Here is a 15,104-nt window from a genome sequence, read left to right on the forward strand (position 1 = left end):
GGACTCCGATCTTCTTGTTGTGGCGCGCCAGCGTGGCGCGATGTGCGGCCAATGGGTCCGAGGCCGCGAACCGGCGGATTCTAGCAGCCGCCGGTGTGCAGGCCGGGTGGCGGTGGTCATGCCCCGGGCAGGAACAGGCGCAGCGCGTGGTCGAGTTCGCCGCGGTCGTGCTCCGGATCCAGCCAGCGGATTGCCGGCCGCGCGCGCAGCCAGGTCAGCTGGCGCTTCGCGAGCTGGCGGGTCGCGGCGACCGCCTCGGCACGGAAGGTCGCCCCGTCGGTCAGGCCATCGAGATGGCGCCAGGCCTGGCGGTAGCCGACCGCCCGCATCGACGGCAGGTCCGGATGCAGGCGCGGGTCGGCGCGCAGCCGCCGCATCTCGTCGAGGAAGCCGGCGGCGAGCATCGCGTCGAAGCGACGGGCGATGCGCCCGTGCAGGACTTCGCGATCGCGCGGCACCAGGGCCAGCACCAGCAGCCGGAACGGGAACGGCGCCCGCCGCTGCCGCGCGGCCGCCTGCCAGTCGCTGATCGGCCGGCCGCTGAGGCGCAGGACCTCGAGGGCGCGGGTGATCCGCTGGGCATCGGCGGGCCGGATGCGCGCCGCGGCCGCGGGGTCGGCGGCCGCCAGTTCGGCATGCAGGGCGGCCCAGCCGCGCTGTCCGGCCTCGGTGGCGATGAGCGCGCGCAGCGCCGGGTCGGCTTCCGGCATGTCGGCGAGGCCGTCGACCAGCGCACTGAAATACAGGCCGGTGCCGCCGACCAGCATCGGCACCCGCCCCGAGGCCGAGAGGTCCTGCATCGCCGCGAGCGCGTCGCGGGCGAACTCCGCCGCCGAATAGGTTTCGTGGGGATCGCGCAGGTCGATCAGCCGGTGCGGCGCCCGCGTCAGGGTCGCGGCATCGGGCTTGGCGGCGCCGATGTCGAGGCCGCGGTAGACGAGGGCGGAGTCGACGCTGACGATTTCGCTGTCGAGCCGCTGTGCCCACGCCACCGCCAGCGCCGTCTTGCCGCTCGCGGTCGGGCCGAGCAGCGCGATCGCCGGCGGACGCGGGTCCCGCATCGCGGACTCAGAGCCCGCTGCGGCGCAGCTCGCCGTGCACGTGGTCGAACAGGCCCAGCATCGCCGGCGTCGGCTTACCGAGCAGGCTGACGCCGAGCACCGTCAGGGTCGCGGCCGCGAAGGCCGGCACCATTTCGTACAGGCCGCTCGGCGCGGCATAGAACAGCTTCCACACGACCACGGTCACCGCACCGACGATCATGCCGGCGAGGGCGCCGTTGCGGGTCGTGCGGCGCCAGAACAGCGACAGCACCACCACCGGCCCGAACGCGGCACCGAAACCGGCCCAGGCGTAGCTGACCAGGCGGAGCACGCTGCTTTCGGGATTCGAGGCCAGCCAGATCGCCAGCACGGCCACCACCAGCACCATCGCCCGGCCGAACCAGACGCGTTCGGTCTGGCCGGCGTTCGGGCGCAGCAGGCCCTTGTAGAAATCCTCGGTCAGCGCGCTCGAGCACACGAGCAGCTGGCAGCTGAGCGTGCTCATGATCGCGGCGAGGATCGCCGACAGCAGGATGCCCGCGACCCAGGGATTGAACAGCACCGTCGCCAGCTGGATGAAGACACGCTCGGCGTTCGCCTGCACCGGCGCGGCCTGCTCCGGATGGCCGGCGAAATACGCGATGCCGAAGAAGCCGCAGGCCATGGCCCCGAGCAGGCAGAGCACCATCCACGTCATGCTGATCCGGCGCGCGGCCGGGATCCGGCTCGCGTGTTCGGCGGCCATGAAGCGCGCGAGGATGTGCGGCTGGCCGATGTAGCCCAGGCCCCAGGCCAGCAGCGACACCGTGCCGACCAGGGTGGCGCCGCGAAGGAAGTCGAGCTTGCCCGGATCGATCGCCTCGACCACCGCGACGCTCTCCACCGGCCCGCCGAGCGACAGCATCACGAACACCGGGGTGACGATCAGCGCGAAGATCATCAGCGTGGCCTGCACGGTGTCGGTCCAGCTGACCGCGAGGAAACCGCCGACGAAGGTGTAGAGGATCGTCGCGCCGGCGCCCCACCACATCGCCTGGGCGTAGGGAATCGCGAACACCGACTCGAACAGGCGCGCGCCGGCGACGATGCCGGAGGCGCAGTAGATCGCGAAGAAGAGCAGGATGATCGACGCCGAGACGATGCGCAGCAGCTTGTTGCGGTCCTCGAAGCGGTGGGTGAAGTAGTCCGGCAGCGTCAGCGCGTTGCCGCAGCGTTCGGTGTAGACGCGCAGCGGCGCCGCGACGTAGCGCCAGTTCGCCCAGGCACCGATCACGAGTCCGATCGCGATCCAGGCCTCGACGAGGCCACCGGCGTAGAGCGCGCCCGGCAATCCGAGCAGCAGCCAGCCGCTCATGTCGGAGGCGCCGGCGGACATCGCGGTCACGAACGGGCCGAGGGAGCGGCCGCCGAGGATGTAGTCGTCGAAGCTGCGGGTGAAATACCAGGCGGCCAAACCGATGCCGACCATGCCGAGGATGTAGATCGCGAACGTGACGTGCAGCGGCGAGTAGTCCATGGGCGAACCGGGTCCGTATCGGGGCCGGGGCAGCTTAACCGGCGGCGCGCGGCGATGCGCGACCCGCCAGGACGACCCGGATGTCATCCCCCGATCCGGGGCGGGCGATTTCCACAGGGGCTGTGGACAAGCCTGGGAGAACGCCTGTGGATGGATCGCGGAGCGACCGCAACCACGCGGCCCACGCCCGGTCTGGTCAAATCCTCGCCAGTGCACTCAGTCGTCGTCGGGCCAGCGGATCGCCGGCTTCGCCGCCGCCGGTTTCGGCGCCGGCATCGCCGCGACCGCGGCCTGCACCTTCAGCGCGTCGACGGTCGCGGCGACGTCGTGCACCCGCAGGATGCGGGCGCCGTATTCGGCCGCCAGCACCGCGGCGGCGACCGAGGCGTGGACGCGCTCGCCGACCTCGCGGCCGGTGAGCTCGCCGAGCGAGCGCTTGCGCGACCAGCCCGCGAGCAGCGGCAGGCCGAGGTCGAGCAGGCGCGTCTGCTGGCGCAGCAGCAGCAGATTGTGGTCGGTGGTCTTGCCGAAGCCGTAGCCCGGGTCGAGCACGAGCTGCTTCTTCGCGATGCCGGCCATTTCGCAGGCGAAGATGCGCTGGGCCAGGAAGGCGTGCACGTCGGCGACGACGTCGTCGTACGCCGGCGCGTCCTGCATCGTCCGCGGCTCGCCCTGCATGTGCATCAGCACGACCGCGGCGCCGCAGGTGGCAGCGGCCTCGAGGGCACCGTCGCGGCGCAGCGCGTAGACGTCGTTGATCATGCCGGCGCCGGCGGCGACGGCAGCACGCATCACCTCGGGCTTGGAGGTGTCGACCGAGATCGGCAGCGAGGTCTCCCGCGCCAGCCGTTCGATCACCGGCACGACCCGGCGCAGTTCCTCGTCGAGCGTCACTGCGGCGGCGCCGGGACGGGTGGATTCGCCGCCGACGTCGAGGAGGTCGGCGCCCTCCTCCGCCAGCCGCAGCCCGTGCGCGACGGCGGCCTCGACATCGGCGTGGGCGCCGCCGTCGGAGAACGAATCCGGCGTGACGTTGACGATGCCCATGACCCGCGGGCGGTCGAGGCGCAGCACGCGGCCGGCGCAGTCGAGCTGGGGAACGATGTCGAACATGCGGCTCTCCTCCGGAAACCCGCCCATTGTAGGAGCGCCTTCAGGCGCGATGCCGAAAAGGAAAGACCGCCTCGCGGCGGTCTTTCCGATGGTCCGTTTCCCGCGGCCGCTGGCCGCGCCGCCTCAGGTCTGCGGCGCCGGCCCACCGATCGCCGGCCCCGGGCCACGATCGTCGCGCGACTGCCGGCCGGAACGCGCCCAGTCGGCCGGCGGCCCCGGACGACGGCCTTCCATGATCGCGTCGATCTGCTGCGCGTCGATGGTCTCGTAGGTCAGCAGCGCCTCGGCCATGATGTGCAGCTTGTCGAGGTTGTCGGTGAGGATCTGCTTCGTGCGGCCGTAGGCCTTGTCGAGGATGTCGCGGACGACCTCGTCGATCCGGCGCGCGGTCTCATTCGACACGTTCTTGTGCTGCGTCACCGAGCGGCCGAGGAACACCTCGTCCTCGTCCTCGCCGAAGGTGATCGGGCCGAGCTCGGACAGGCCCCACTTGGTCGCCATGTTGCGCGCCATCTTGGTCGCGCGCTCGATGTCGTTGCTGGCGCCGGTGGTGACCTTGTCCTCGCCGAAGATCAGCTCCTCGGCGACGCGGCCGCCGTACAGCGAGCACAGCATCGACTCGATGTGCGTGCGGTTGTACGAGTACTTGTCGCCTTCCGGCAGGTACATCGTGACGCCGAGCGCGCGGCCACGCGGGATGATCGTGACCTTGTAGACCGGGTCGTGGTCCGGAACGATGCGGCCGACGATCGCGTGTCCGGCCTCGTGGTAGGCGGTGAGCTTCTTCTCTTCCTCGCTCATCGCCATCGAGCGGCGCTCGGTGCCCATCAGGATCTTGTCGCGGGCGCGGTCGAAGTGCTCCATGCGCACGTTGCGGGCGTTCTCGCGCGCCGCGAACAGCGCCGCCTCGTTGACGAGGTTGGCCAGGTCGGCGCCGGAAAAGCCCGGGGTCCCGCGCGCGATCGTCATCGGCTCGACGTCGACGTCGAGCGGCACCTTGCGCATGTGCACCTTCAGGATCTGCTCGCGGCCGCGGACGTCCGGCAGGCCGACGACGACCTGGCGGTCGAAGCGGCCCGGGCGCAGCAGCGCCGGGTCGAGCACGTCGGGCCGGTTGGTCGCGGCGATCACGATCACGCCTTCGCCGCCTTCGAAACCGTCCATTTCGACCAGCAGCTGGTTCAGGGTCTGCTCGCGTTCGTCGTGGCCGCCGCCGAGGCCGGCACCGCGATGGCGGCCGACCGCGTCGATCTCGTCGATGAAGATGATGCACGGCGCGTGCTTCTTCGCGGTCTCGAACATGTCGCGCACGCGGCTGGCGCCGACGCCGACGAACATCTCGACGAAGTCCGAACCGGAGATCGAGAAGAACGGCACCTTCGCCTCGCCGGCGATCGCGCGCGCCAGCAGCGTCTTGCCGGTGCCCGGCGGGCCGACCATCAGCACGCCGCGCGGGATCTTGCCGCCCAGCTTCTGGAAGCGGCCCGGGTCGCGCAGGAACTCGACGAGCTCGCCGACCTCCTCCTTCGCCTCGTCGCAGCCGGCGACGTCGGCCAGCGTGACCTTGACCTCGTTCTCGCCCTGCAGCTTCGCGCGCGACTTGCCGAAGGACATCGCGCCCTTGCCGCCGCCCTGCTGCATCTGCCGCATCATGAAGATCCAGAAGCCGATGATCAGCAGCACCGGCAGGAAATTGAACAGCAGGCCGAGCAGCACGTTGCGGCTCGGCGGTTCCTGCACGATCTGCACGTTCTGCTCGAACAGGGTGTCGAGCAGACGGTCGTCGCGCGGTGCCGCCGTCGTGAACTGGCTGCCGTCCTTGAGCTTGCCGACGACGGTGATGCCGTTCTGCGAGAACTCGACCGACTGCACGCGGCCGTCCTTCACCTGCGAGACGAACTGGTCGTAGGTCAGTTCACCCGGCTGGTTCGGCGAGGAAAAGGTCTGGAACACGCCGATCAGCACCACCGCGACGATGAGCCAGATCAGCAGGTTCTTCGCAAGATCGTTCATTCAATCCTTCCCTCGACGCCGGCCCGTCGCCAGCGCGTAGACTTCATTGGACCGGCGACGGGATGCCGCCGGCTTGCGGATCACCAGACGCTCGTAACGGCCGCGGAGATCCTTCACGTAGGCGTCGAAACCTTCGCCCTGGAACAGCTTGATCAGGAAGGCGCCACCGACCTTGAGATGACGGTCGGCGAAGTCCCTCGCCAGTTCCGCCAGGTACATCGCCCGCGCCTGGTCGACGGTATCCACGCCGGACATATTGGGGGCCATGTCGGAAAGCACAAGATCGACCTCCGCCCCGTCGAGCAACGCTTCCAGCTGCGAAAGTGGGCCTTCTTCTCTGAAATCGCCGTGAATGAACTCGACCCCGGCGATCGGCGGCATGTCGAGGATGTCGAGCGCGACGACGCGCCCGCGATCGCCCAGTTCACGCCGCACCACCTGCGACCAGCCTCCCGGCGCGGCGCCGAGATCGACCACCACCATGCCCGGTTTCAGCAGCCGGTCCTTCGCCAGCAGTTCCTCGAGCTTGTAGGCCGCGCGCGAGCGCATGCCCTCCGCCTGGGCCTTCTTCACGAAGGGGTCGGCGAAGTGCTCCTGGAGCCAGCGGGTGCTGCTGCGGCTGCGGGCCATCGGTCGGGGAGTCCGCGCGCGGACGGTGGGGTATGGCCTGCATGATACCCTAGCCGCCCTTTCCACCCCGTCCGGAACGTCATGGCCGTCGCCCTCAGCAATGCCCAGAAGCGCTACCTGCGCGGCCTGGCGCACGACCTCAAGCCGGTGATCCTGGTCGGGGCGAAGGGCGTCACCGACAACATCGTCGCCGAAACGGGCCTCGCGCTGGAGCACCACGAGCTGATCAAGGTGCGCATCGCCGCCGATGACCGCGAGCTGCGCGACGAGTGGATCGGCGAACTCGCCGCGCGCGCGCAGGCGCACCTGGTCGGCCGCATCGGCCATGTCGCGATCCTCTACCGTCGCAGCAGCGAGCGCCCGCTGATCGTGCTGCCGAAGGGCTGAGCCCGCCATGCAGCTGGTGCAGGACAACCCGGATTTCCGCTACGTCCTGCGCGGTGCCGACGGCGCTGCGGTGCGCGTCAACGAGCGCACGCTGACCAGGAGTTTCCTGCTCGCGCCCGATCGCCTGGTCGAGGACTGGCGGCCGCGGACCGTCGTCGAACTGGACCCGGCCGACTTCGAACCGGTGCTGGCGCTGGCGCCCGAACTGGTGCTGCTGGGCACCGGTGCCACCCATCGCTTCCCGGGGGCCGCCGCGATGGCCGCCCTGCTCACGCGTGGCATCGGCCTCGAGGCCATGGACAACGCCGCCGCGGCGCGCACGTTCAACGTGCTCGCCGGCGAGGGGCGGCGGGTGGTGGTGGCGTTTCTGCTCGACGCTGACGCCGGGTCGTAGTTCGTCCGAGGTAGTGGAGGATCGCGGCTGAAGCCGCTCCTACAGGCGCTTTCAGCGCGCGGGCAGCACCGTCAGCGGGTCGACCGGCTTGCCGGCGCGGCGCACCTCGAAATGCAGCATGTCGCGGCTGGTGCCGGAGCGGCCGAGTTCGGCGATCTGCTGGCCGCGGCGCACACTGGCGCCCTCGGCGACCAGGCGGACGCGGTTGTGGGCGTAGGCCGACAGCCAGTCGTCGCTGTGCTTGACGATGATCAGTTCGCCATAGCCGACGAGGCCGGCGCCCGAATACACGACGACCCCGTCCGCGGCCGCCCGCACCGGCTGGCCGGCGGTACCGGCGATGTCGAGGCCCTGGCGCTTCGGGTCGTCGGCAACGAAGCGGCCGATCAGCTGCCCCTCGGTCGGCCAGCTCCAGCCGCTGGCGCTGACCGCGCCGGGGTTGACCGGGACCGGCGTGGCGGGCGCGGGCGTGGCCGGTGACACGGTGGGCACCGTCGGCCGCGGCGGCGGCGATCCCGCATTCGCCGGCGGCGGGGTCCCTGCCGTCGCCGGTGGCGCGACCGTGTCCGGCGGTGTCGGAGCGGCGGCCGCCGGGCCGGGCGGAGTCGCGTCGACGAAACCCGGCGAGCTGCTGCGCGGCGGCGGCATGCCGGTCACCCCGGTATTCGCCGGCGTCGGGCTCGCCGGTGTCGGGCTCGCCGGTGTCGGGCTCGCCGGCGTCGCGGCTGGCGGCCGCGAGGCCACGGCGCCTTCGGGGCGCAGCCGCAGGCGCTGCCCGGGGTAGATCGTGTAGGGCGCGGCGATGCGGTTCCAGCCGGCGACGTCGCGATAGTCCAGGCCGTGGCGGAAGGCGATGCCGTAGAGGGTGTCGCCGCGCTGCACGGTATAGCTGTCGGCGCCGTCACGCACTGGCGCCGGCCGTGCCGACGAGGCCGGCCGCGCCCCCGGTTCGCGCTGCACCACCCGCGAATGCCCGCATCCAGCGAGCATCACGACGGCGGCGATCATCAGGAAGACGGCGGCGGGCGACGGCAGGCGCTTCATCCGGGGTCCGGCTGACTTCGATGCCATCAGGATAACGCGTCCGCTCATGCGCCCTGTGCCTGCCACACCAGCCAGCCGACCACGGCCGCCAGCAGCACCAGCGCGATCCAGCCGATCGGCTCGATGTGCCTGCGCAGCGCCGCCTCCGCACGCGCGCCGCCGAGGCGGATCGCCAGCGCCACGAGGAACACCCGCTTGCCGCGCCCGATCAGCGCGCCGATGAAGAACGGCAGCAGCGGCATGCCGACGGCGCCGGAGGCGATCGTGAACACCTTGAACGGCACCGGCGTGAAGCCGGCCAGGATCAGCAGCAGCAGCCCGTTCTCGGCCGCCTGCTGCTTGATCTGCTCGAACTGTCCGGCATAGCCGAGGCGTTCGACCAGCGGCATCGCCAGCTCGAGCGCGTAATAGCCGAGCGCGTAGCCGACGAACATGCCGACCATCGAGCCGGCCAGGCTCAGCGCCGCGAACCAGAACGCCCGCTTCGGCTGTGCGAGCGACATCGGCGCCAGCATCACTTCGGGCGGGATCGGGAAGATGATCGCCTCGAAGAAGCTCAGCGCGGTCAGGTACCACGGCGCGTGCCGGTGGGCGGCCCAGCGCAGGGCCCGTTCGTACATCGGTCGGAAGAGCTGCACTCAGAGGATTCCCGGCAACAGGGGGACGAAGACGACGCCACCGAGGTCGTCCTGGCGCAGTTCGCCGTCGCTGCGGCGGAAGCGCAGCAGGCGCTGCGAGCTCGCACTGCCCAGCGGCGCGACCAGGCGGCCGCCTTCGGCGAGCTGGTCGAAAAGCGGCGGCTCCAGGGCTGCGGCGCCGGCGGTGACGATGATGCCGTCGAAGGGTGCGTATTCGCCCCAGCCGGCGCGGCCGTCGTCGTGTTTCGTGCGCACGTTGAGGCCGAGGTGGCGGAAACGGCGGCGGGCGACCCGCAGCAGCTCCTCGATGCGCTCGACCGTCCAGGTCTCGATGCCGAGCGTCGCCAGCACCGCCGCCTGGTAGCCCGAGCCGGTACCGACTTCGAGCACGCGCGCCGGCATGCCGTCCTCGATCAGCGCCGCGGTCATGCGCGCGACCACGTACGGCTGCGAGATCGTCTGCCCCTGCCCGATCGGCAGCGCGGTGTCCTCGTAGGCGCGGCTGGCCAGAGCCTCGTCAATGAACAGGTGGCGCGGCACGGTGCGCATCGCGGTCAGCACGCGTTCGTCGGCGATGCCGGCCTCGCGCAGGCGTTCGACCATGCGGTCGCGGGCGCGCTGCGAGGTCATGCCGAGGCCCATCACCCCGGCCCGGTTCTGGAAGCGCGGGGTCATGCGTCCGGCCCGAGCGCCTGGCTCATGCCGCCGACCCAGCTGGCGACCTTCTCGAGCGCCTGGTAGCGGGTCAGGTCGACGTGGATCGGGGTGATCGAGATGCAGCCGCTGCGCACCGCGTGGAAATCGGTGCCCGGACCGGCGTCCTGCTCCGGACCGGCCGGGCCGATCCACCACAGTGGCCGGCCGCGCGGATCGGTTTCCTGGATGCAGGCCTCGGCGCGGTGACGGTGGCCGAGGCGGGTGACCTCGAAGCCGCGGATCTCGTCCCAGGGCAGGTCCGGCACGTTCACGTTGAGGATGGTGTCCGCCGGCAGCGGATCGACCAGCAGGCGCGCGGTGATCTGCAGCGCGGCGCGGGCGGCGCTGGCGTAGTGGCGCGGGCTGCCGTCGCTGGTGACGAGCGACATCGCGATCGCCGGCAGGCCGAGGAAGCGGCCTTCCATCGCCGCCGCGACGGTGCCCGAATAGATGACGTCGTCGCCGAGGTTGGCGGCGCTGTTGATGCCGGAGACGACGATGTCGGGATCCGCCTCCAGCAGGCCGGTCAGGGCCAGATGCACGCAGTCGGTCGGCGTGCCGGCGACGCGCCAGACGCGCTCGCCGAGCTCGGCGACCCGGATCGGCGAATCCAGCGTCAGCGAATTGCTGGCCCCCGACCGGTCGCGGTCCGGCGCGACCACCGTCACCTCGTGGCCGGCGGCACGCAATTCCTCGGCCAGGACGCGGATGCCACGGGCTTCCACGCCGTCATCGTTGCTGACAAGTACGCGCATCGGGGACCCATTCGAACGAGCCGGCATGATAGCCGCCGGCGCACGCCGGGGTCACCCGACGCGGGCGATAATCGTTGCATGGTCCGCATCCCGAAGCCGCCGAAACCCGTGAAGTCGCCGCCGGTCACGGCGGTCGACGACGACGATGCCGCGCTGTTCCGCAGCGCGATCGGCGACGTGCGCGAACTCGCTGCGCCGCCACCCCCGGAGAAACCGCGGCCGGCACCCGAACCGCGCATGCAGGAACGCGACGAGGCCGAGGCCCTCGCCCGCTCGCAGGCACTGGCCTGGAGCGAGGCGACGATCGACGCCGCCGAGGCCCTGGCCTGGCGCCGGGACGATGTGCCGGAAAAGGTGCTGAGCCAGTTGCGTCGCGGTGGCTGGAGCGTCGGCGCCGAACTCGACCTGCACCACATGCGCGTCGCCGAGGCCGAACGCTGGCTGCGCGACTTCCTGCGCGAGGCCCGCAGCGAGGGCGTCGCCTGCGTGCGCATCATCCACGGCAAGGGACCGCGCGGCGACGACGGCGGCTCGGTGCTGAAGGCCCTGGTCGACCGGATGCTGCGCCAGCGCGCGGAAGTACTCGCCTACGCCTCGGCGCCCGAGGCGATGGGGGGAACCGGCGCCGTGCTGGCGCTGCTCGCCAGGATGCGGCCCGGCGAGCAGCGCATCCGCTGACGGCTTATTCCGCGCTGTTCTGCCTTTCCGGCGGGTTGACCCAGATCACGCGGACGCGGACCGGAGCCTTGTTCGCCGCATGTTCCACCGCCGCCACGTAGGCGGAATCGACCTTCGACGTGGTGGTGGGGCTGACCATTGCGGTGCCACCGGAGCTGGCGCAGCCAGCGAGCGCGATCACGGCGGTGGCGACGACGAGCTTGCTTGCGGTGTTCATGGCGACCTCCTCTGAAGGAAAACCGCAGCGCCAGCCTACTCCTGCCGTTCCCGGGCGCAACCATCCCGGGCTCCGGGACGTCAGCGCATCGCGCCGAGTTCGGAAAGGAGTGAGGTGGCGTAGGCGCCCGGCGGGAGGGAGAAGGCGAGTTCGAGCGTGCTGGCGTCGGGCTGCTGCCAGCGCAGGTCGGCGGCACGGACCCGCAGTGCCCGCCGCTCCTGCTTCAGGCCTGCGGCGACGAGCCCGGTGCAGAGTTCCGGGAACTGCGCGGCCACCGCGAGTTCGCGTGCGAGCAGCGGCTCGCCGGAACGCGGCGTTCCGGCGCCCCACAGCGGCCCGGTCGGGTGGATGTCCTGGCGGGCGGCGCGCTCGCGCAGGGTGTCGTCGAGCGGCGCCGGGCCGAAGACGCTGTGCGTGCCGTCGAGCATCCACACCTCGCCGTCGCTGCCGTTCGCCCAGTCGCCGGCGGCGATGCGTTCGTCGAGCACGGCATTGAAAAGGTGTGAGCGCGCCGCCGACAGCAGCAGCGAGCGCTGTTCGCGGCGCATCCGTTCGCCGGCGAACATGCGGCGGGCGGCATCGACATTGTCGCCGTCGCGGCCGAAGCGCTGTTCGCCGAACCGGTTCGGGAAACCGTACGCGGCGATCGCCTGCAGGCGCACATCGATCGCCGCGGCCTCGCCCTCGACGTCGCGCAGGCGCAGTACGAAACGGTTGCCGGCGAGCGCGCCGCGCGGCAGCTTGCGCGCGTGCCAGGCGTGGTCGAGCACGCGCAGGTCCTCGCTTTCCAGCGCCGCGAGATCGGGCGCGACGCGCTTCGGCAGATGCACGCTGAGCCGCTGCCGGGTCACGGCGTGGCGATCCTTCAGGCCGGCGTAGCCGATCGCCGATTCGTGCACGCCGGCCCACTGGGCGATGCGACGCGCGGCGAAGGCGGTGTTCATGCCGCGCTTCTCGATCGTCAGCAGCAGGTGCTCGCCGCTGCCCGAGGCTTCGAAGCCGGGCAGTTCCTCGACGATGAAATCCTCCGGCGCCACCCGCAGGCGCGCCGACAGCACCGGTGGGCCGAACGCGCCCGGCGGGCTCACGCGCGCACCAGCAGCGCGACCGCCGTCGCCGCGAGGCCTTCGCCACGGCCGGTGAAGCCGAGCTTCTCCGAGGTGGTGGCCTTCACGCTGACCGCGTCGACGTCGATGCCGAGGTCGGCGGCGAGGTTCGCGCGCATGGCCGGTGCGTGCGCGGCGACCTTCGGGCGCTCGCAGACCACGGTGATGTCGACGTTGCCGGCGCGCCAGCCGCGTTCGCGCAGCAGGCCGTCGACATGGCGCAGGAACATGCGGCTGTCGGCGTCCTTCCAGCGCGGATCCGACGGCGGGAAGTGCACGCCGATGTCGCCGAGCGCGAGCGCGCCGAGCAGGGCGTCGCAGAGCGCATGGATGACGACGTCGCCGTCGGAATGCGCGAGCACGCCGCGCGCGTGCGGAATGCGGACGCCGCCGAGCACGACGTGATCGCCGTCGCCGAAGGCGTGCACGTCGTAGCCCTGGCCGATGCGGAATTCGCTGCTCATGGCGTGCTTCTCCCCTTGCCGCGCCCGGCGAGCAGGAATTCCGCCAGTGCGAGGTCGGCCGGCGTCGTGACTTTCAGGTTGTCGTCGCGGCCTTCTACCAGGCGCGGCTTCAGGCCCATGCGTTCCATCGCCATCGCCTCGTCGGTGACCGCGGCGCCGGCGGCGAGCGCCGCCTGCAGCGCGCGGGTCAGGCCGCCGCGGCGGAACAGTTGCGGGGTCAGTGCCCGCCACAGCCGTTCGCGCGGTTCGGTGCCGACGCTACGGCCGTCGTCGCCGGCACGCTTGAGGGTGTCGCGCACCGGCGCCGCGAGCAGCGCGCCGACCGCATCGGCGCCGCCGGCTTCGAGCAGGCGCGCGAGGTCGTCGCGGTGCAGGCAGGGCCGGGCGGCGTCGTGCACCAGCACCCACTGCGATTCGTCGACGGTCGCCGGCAGCGCCTGCAGGCCGGCGAGCACCGAATCGGCACGTTCGCCGCCGCCGATGCAGGACAGCACCGGCTTGCCGCCGACCTCGCGCCAGCCGGGCCAGTGCGGATCGTCGGCGGCGATCGCGATCACGGCGCCGTCGACGTCCGGATGGTCGAGCACCGCACGCAGGCTGTGCTCGAGCACGCTGCGGCCGGCGACTTCGTGGTACTGCTTCGGCAGCGCCGCGCCGAAACGGCGGCCGGCACCGGCCGCGGGAATCACCGCCCAGGCCATCAGGGATCGTCCCCCGGCGCCGGTTCGGCGGCGCCCTCGCCTTCCGGCAGCATCGCCGGCGGCGGCGCGTCACCGCCCGGGGTGGGTTCGACGACGCGGAAGAAGACCTCGCCGGGGCGGATCATCCCGAGCTCGCTGCGCGCGCGGTCCTCGATCGCCGCCGCACCCGACTTCAGGTCCTCTACCTCGGCCTCGAGGGCGTCGTTGCGCTGCTGCAGGCGCGCGTTCTCCTGCCGCTGCGCCTCGACCCGCGCCTGCAGCGCCTCGACTTCCGGAAAGCCGCCGTCGCCGCGCCACAGCTTGAGCTGCAGCCAGGCGGCGACCAGCAGCAACAGCGCGAGCAGGCCCCAGCGGCGCAATCGATCAGCGCTTCAGGCTGACGAACGCATCGCGACCGGCGTAGCGCGCCTTCGCACCCAGTGCTTCCTCGATCCGCAGCAGCTGGTTGTACTTGGCGACGCGGTCGCTGCGGCACAGCGAGCCGGTCTTGATCTGGGTCGCGGTGGTGGCCACGGCGATGTCGGCGATCGTGGTGTCCTCGGTCTCGCCGGAGCGGTGCGAGACGATCGCGGCGTAATCGGCGGCGTCGGCCATCGCGATCGCCTCCAGCGTCTCGCTGAGGGTGCCGATCTGGTTGACCTTGATCAGGATCGCGTTGGCGATGCCCTTGTCGATGCCCTCGCGGAAGATCTTCGGATTGGTCACGAACAGGTCGTCGCCGACCAGCTGCACCTTGCCGGAAAGGCGCTCGGTGAGCAGCTTCCAGCCGGCCCAGTCGTCCTCGGACATGCCGTCCTCGATCGTGATGATCGGGTACTGCGCGCACCAGCCGGCGAGGAAGTCGGTGAACTGCTCGCTGGTCAGGCGCTTGCCTTCGCCGACGAGGTTGTACTTGCCGTTGTCGAAGAACTCGGTGCTGGCGACGTCGAGGCCCAGCAGCACGTCCTCGCCGGCCTTGTAGCCGGCCTTGCCGATCGCCTCGAGGATCACCTCGATCGCTTCCTCGTTCGACTTCAGGTCCGGCGCGAAGCCACCCTCGTCGCCGACCGCGGTGGCCAGGCCGCGGCCCTTCAGCACCGACTTCAGCGCGTGGAAGATCTCGGCGCCGCTGCGCAGCGCGTCGGCGAAGCTCGCCGCCCCCACCGGCAGCACCATGAATTCCTGCATGTCGACGTTGTTGTCGGCATGCGCACCGCCGTTGATGATGTTCATCATCGGCACCGGCAGCACCGCCTCGCGGTCACCGGCCAGATGCGCCCACAGCGGCATCCGCTTCGAGGCCGCGACCGCATGCGCGTTCGCCAGCGACACGCCGAGCAGGGCGTTGGCGCCGAGGCGGCCCTTGTTCTCGGTGCCGTCCAGGTTCACCAGCTTGTCGTCGAGGCCCTTCTGGTCGGCGGCATCGAAGCCGGCCAGCGCCTCGGCGATCGTCGTGTTGACGTTCTGCACCGCCTTGCGCACGCCCTTGCCGAGATAGCGGCTCTTGTCGCCGTCACGCAGTTCCACGGCCTCCTTCGAACCGGTCGAGGCACCGGACGGCACCATCGCGCGGCCGAAGCTGCCGTCGGACAGGGTCACTTCCGCTTCGAGGGTGGGATTGCCGCGGCTGTCGAGGATCTCGCGGGCGTGGACTTTGGCGATCGTGGTCATGGTGGGCAGGGTCTCTCCAGATGGGATTTTCACAACGGATGAAAGCGGATTGCACGAAT

18 protein-coding genes are annotated in these 15,104 nt (G+C 71.1%); 3 read left to right on the forward strand and 15 right to left on the reverse strand.

The genetic code is table 11. The features are described 5' to 3' along the window. Positions 1–116: 116 nt before the first annotated feature. The 5 genes from miaA to rlmE form a co-directional block, all read right to left on the reverse strand. Positions 117–1,061, reverse strand: coding sequence for a tRNA (adenosine(37)-N6)-dimethylallyltransferase MiaA (miaA, locus tag K311_RS0113980; RefSeq protein WP_026817808.1), 945 nt, complete (start codon positions 1,059–1,061; stop codon positions 117–119). A gap of 7 nt (positions 1,062–1,068) precedes the next feature. Then, the gene (putP, locus tag K311_RS17165; protein ID WP_051240187.1) at positions 1,069–2,559 is read right to left on the reverse strand and encodes a sodium/proline symporter PutP; all 1,491 of its coding nucleotides are present in this window, start codon (positions 2,557–2,559) and stop codon (positions 1,069–1,071) included. Between the two features lie 216 nt (positions 2,560–2,775). Beyond that, on the reverse strand, positions 2,776–3,672 hold the full coding sequence (gene folP / locus K311_RS0113990; RefSeq protein ID WP_026817809.1) for a dihydropteroate synthase: 897 nt from the start codon (positions 3,670–3,672) through the stop codon (positions 2,776–2,778). A 123-nt stretch (positions 3,673–3,795) separates the two neighbouring features. Then, the gene (gene ftsH / locus K311_RS0113995; RefSeq protein ID WP_026817810.1) at positions 3,796–5,685 is read right to left on the reverse strand and encodes an ATP-dependent zinc metalloprotease FtsH; all 1,890 of its coding nucleotides are present in this window, start codon (positions 5,683–5,685) and stop codon (positions 3,796–3,798) included. Next, entirely contained in the window at positions 5,686–6,315 is a 630-nt protein-coding gene (gene rlmE, locus K311_RS0114000) for a 23S rRNA (uridine(2552)-2'-O)-methyltransferase RlmE (RefSeq protein WP_026817811.1), read from the reverse strand. Between the two features lie 81 nt (positions 6,316–6,396). Between rlmE and yhbY the strand changes: the two genes are divergently transcribed. Both yhbY and K311_RS0114010 read left to right on the forward strand, forming a co-directional pair. Then, positions 6,397–6,702 (forward strand): ribosome assembly RNA-binding protein YhbY, encoded by a 306-nt coding sequence (gene yhbY / locus K311_RS0114005; RefSeq protein WP_026817812.1) that lies wholly within the window; start codon positions 6,397–6,399, stop codon positions 6,700–6,702. Between the two features lie 7 nt (positions 6,703–6,709). Further along, positions 6,710–7,096 (forward strand): Mth938-like domain-containing protein, encoded by a 387-nt coding sequence (locus K311_RS0114010; RefSeq protein ID WP_026817813.1) that lies wholly within the window; start codon positions 6,710–6,712, stop codon positions 7,094–7,096. 51 nt (positions 7,097–7,147) lie between these two features. On the opposite strand, the gene K311_RS0114015 is transcribed toward K311_RS0114010, so the two are convergent. Genes K311_RS0114015 through surE form a run of 4 tightly spaced genes read right to left on the reverse strand, consistent with a single transcriptional unit; the run spans position 7,148 to position 10,229 of the window. Then, a complete protein-coding gene (locus K311_RS0114015; RefSeq protein WP_043797317.1) occupies positions 7,148–8,140 on the reverse strand; it encodes a peptidoglycan DD-metalloendopeptidase family protein in 993 nt (330 codons plus the stop codon). A 44-nt stretch (positions 8,141–8,184) separates the two neighbouring features. Further along, positions 8,185–8,778 carry a YqaA family protein gene (locus K311_RS0114020; RefSeq protein ID WP_026817815.1) on the reverse strand — a complete coding sequence of 198 codons (594 nt, stop codon included), beginning with the start codon at positions 8,776–8,778 and terminating at the stop codon, positions 8,185–8,187. Next, complete coding sequence (locus K311_RS0114025) at positions 8,779–9,453, reverse strand: protein-L-isoaspartate(D-aspartate) O-methyltransferase (protein WP_026817816.1); 675 nt, start codon at positions 9,451–9,453, stop codon at positions 8,779–8,781. Then, a complete protein-coding gene (gene surE / locus K311_RS0114030; RefSeq protein WP_026817817.1) occupies positions 9,450–10,229 on the reverse strand; it encodes a 5'/3'-nucleotidase SurE in 780 nt (259 codons plus the stop codon). Before surE ends, K311_RS0114025 begins: the two co-directional genes overlap by 4 nt. 78 nt (positions 10,230–10,307) lie before the next feature. On the opposite strand from surE, the gene K311_RS0114035 reads away from it, so the two are divergent. Continuing rightward, on the forward strand, positions 10,308–10,907 hold the full coding sequence (locus K311_RS0114035) for a Smr/MutS family protein (protein ID WP_051240188.1): 600 nt from the start codon (positions 10,308–10,310) through the stop codon (positions 10,905–10,907). Positions 10,908–10,911: 4 nt separating this feature from the next. Here K311_RS0114035 and K311_RS0114040 read toward each other — a convergent pair whose 3' ends face one another. The 6 genes from K311_RS0114040 to eno all read right to left on the reverse strand — a co-directional run bounded on the left by K311_RS0114040 (position 10,912) and on the right by eno (position 15,045). After that, a complete protein-coding gene (locus tag K311_RS0114040; RefSeq protein WP_026817819.1) occupies positions 10,912–11,124 on the reverse strand; it encodes a hypothetical protein in 213 nt (70 codons plus the stop codon). 80 nt (positions 11,125–11,204) lie between these two features. Then, positions 11,205–12,212 (reverse strand): tRNA pseudouridine(13) synthase TruD, encoded by a 1,008-nt coding sequence (gene truD / locus K311_RS0114045; RefSeq protein WP_026817820.1) that lies wholly within the window; start codon positions 12,210–12,212, stop codon positions 11,205–11,207. Next, on the reverse strand, positions 12,209–12,694 hold the full coding sequence (gene ispF, locus K311_RS0114050; protein WP_026817821.1) for a 2-C-methyl-D-erythritol 2,4-cyclodiphosphate synthase: 486 nt from the start codon (positions 12,692–12,694) through the stop codon (positions 12,209–12,211). Before ispF ends, truD begins: the two co-directional genes overlap by 4 nt. Further along, entirely contained in the window at positions 12,691–13,395 is a 705-nt protein-coding gene (ispD, locus tag K311_RS0114055) for a 2-C-methyl-D-erythritol 4-phosphate cytidylyltransferase (RefSeq protein ID WP_026817822.1), read from the reverse strand. The genes ispF and ispD overlap by 4 nt, the downstream gene beginning before the upstream one ends. Then, entirely contained in the window at positions 13,395–13,754 is a 360-nt protein-coding gene (gene ftsB, locus K311_RS17170; RefSeq protein ID WP_051240189.1) for a cell division protein FtsB, read from the reverse strand. Before ftsB ends, ispD begins: the two co-directional genes overlap by 1 nt. 4 nt (positions 13,755–13,758) lie before the next feature. Further along, complete coding sequence (gene eno, locus K311_RS0114065) at positions 13,759–15,045, reverse strand: phosphopyruvate hydratase (RefSeq protein ID WP_026817823.1); 1,287 nt, start codon at positions 15,043–15,045, stop codon at positions 13,759–13,761. Positions 15,046–15,104 lie beyond the last annotated feature (59 nt).

The sequence above is a fragment of the Arenimonas composti TR7-09 = DSM 18010 genome (genome assembly GCF_000426365.1).
In the GTDB taxonomy this organism is placed as follows: Bacteria; Pseudomonadota; Gammaproteobacteria; order Xanthomonadales; family Xanthomonadaceae; genus Arenimonas; species Arenimonas composti.

Excerpts from the sequence above, each read along its gene's own strand:
- rlmE (WP_026817811.1), bottom strand. The coding sequence starts at position 6,315 with ATGGCCCGCAGCCGCAGCAGCACCCGCTGGCTCCAGGAGCACTTCGCC.
- ftsH (WP_026817810.1), bottom strand. The coding sequence starts at position 5,685 with ATGAACGATCTTGCGAAGAACCTGCTGATCTGGCTCATCGTCGCGGTG.
- K311_RS0114015 (WP_043797317.1), bottom strand. The coding sequence starts at position 8,140 with ATGAAGCGCCTGCCGTCGCCCGCCGCCGTCTTCCTGATGATCGCCGCC.
- folP (WP_026817809.1), bottom strand. The coding sequence starts at position 3,672 with ATGTTCGACATCGTTCCCCAGCTCGACTGCGCCGGCCGCGTGCTGCGC.
- K311_RS0114040 (WP_026817819.1), bottom strand. The coding sequence starts at position 11,124 with ATGAACACCGCAAGCAAGCTCGTCGTCGCCACCGCCGTGATCGCGCTC.
- putP (WP_051240187.1), bottom strand. The coding sequence starts at position 2,559 with ATGGACTACTCGCCGCTGCACGTCACGTTCGCGATCTACATCCTCGGC.
- ispD (WP_026817822.1), bottom strand. The coding sequence starts at position 13,395 with ATGGCCTGGGCGGTGATTCCCGCGGCCGGTGCCGGCCGCCGTTTCGGC.
- yhbY (WP_026817812.1), top strand. The coding sequence starts at position 6,397 with ATGGCCGTCGCCCTCAGCAATGCCCAGAAGCGCTACCTGCGCGGCCTG.
- ispF (WP_026817821.1), bottom strand. The coding sequence starts at position 12,694 with ATGAGCAGCGAATTCCGCATCGGCCAGGGCTACGACGTGCACGCCTTC.
- K311_RS0114025 (WP_026817816.1), bottom strand. The coding sequence starts at position 9,453 with ATGACCCCGCGCTTCCAGAACCGGGCCGGGGTGATGGGCCTCGGCATG.
- K311_RS0114010 (WP_026817813.1), top strand. The coding sequence starts at position 6,710 with ATGCAGCTGGTGCAGGACAACCCGGATTTCCGCTACGTCCTGCGCGGT.
- surE (WP_026817817.1), bottom strand. The coding sequence starts at position 10,229 with ATGCGCGTACTTGTCAGCAACGATGACGGCGTGGAAGCCCGTGGCATC.
- miaA (WP_026817808.1), bottom strand. The coding sequence starts at position 1,061 with ATGCGGGACCCGCGTCCGCCGGCGATCGCGCTGCTCGGCCCGACCGCG.
- eno (WP_026817823.1), bottom strand. The coding sequence starts at position 15,045 with ATGACCACGATCGCCAAAGTCCACGCCCGCGAGATCCTCGACAGCCGC.
- K311_RS0114035 (WP_051240188.1), top strand. The coding sequence starts at position 10,308 with ATGGTCCGCATCCCGAAGCCGCCGAAACCCGTGAAGTCGCCGCCGGTC.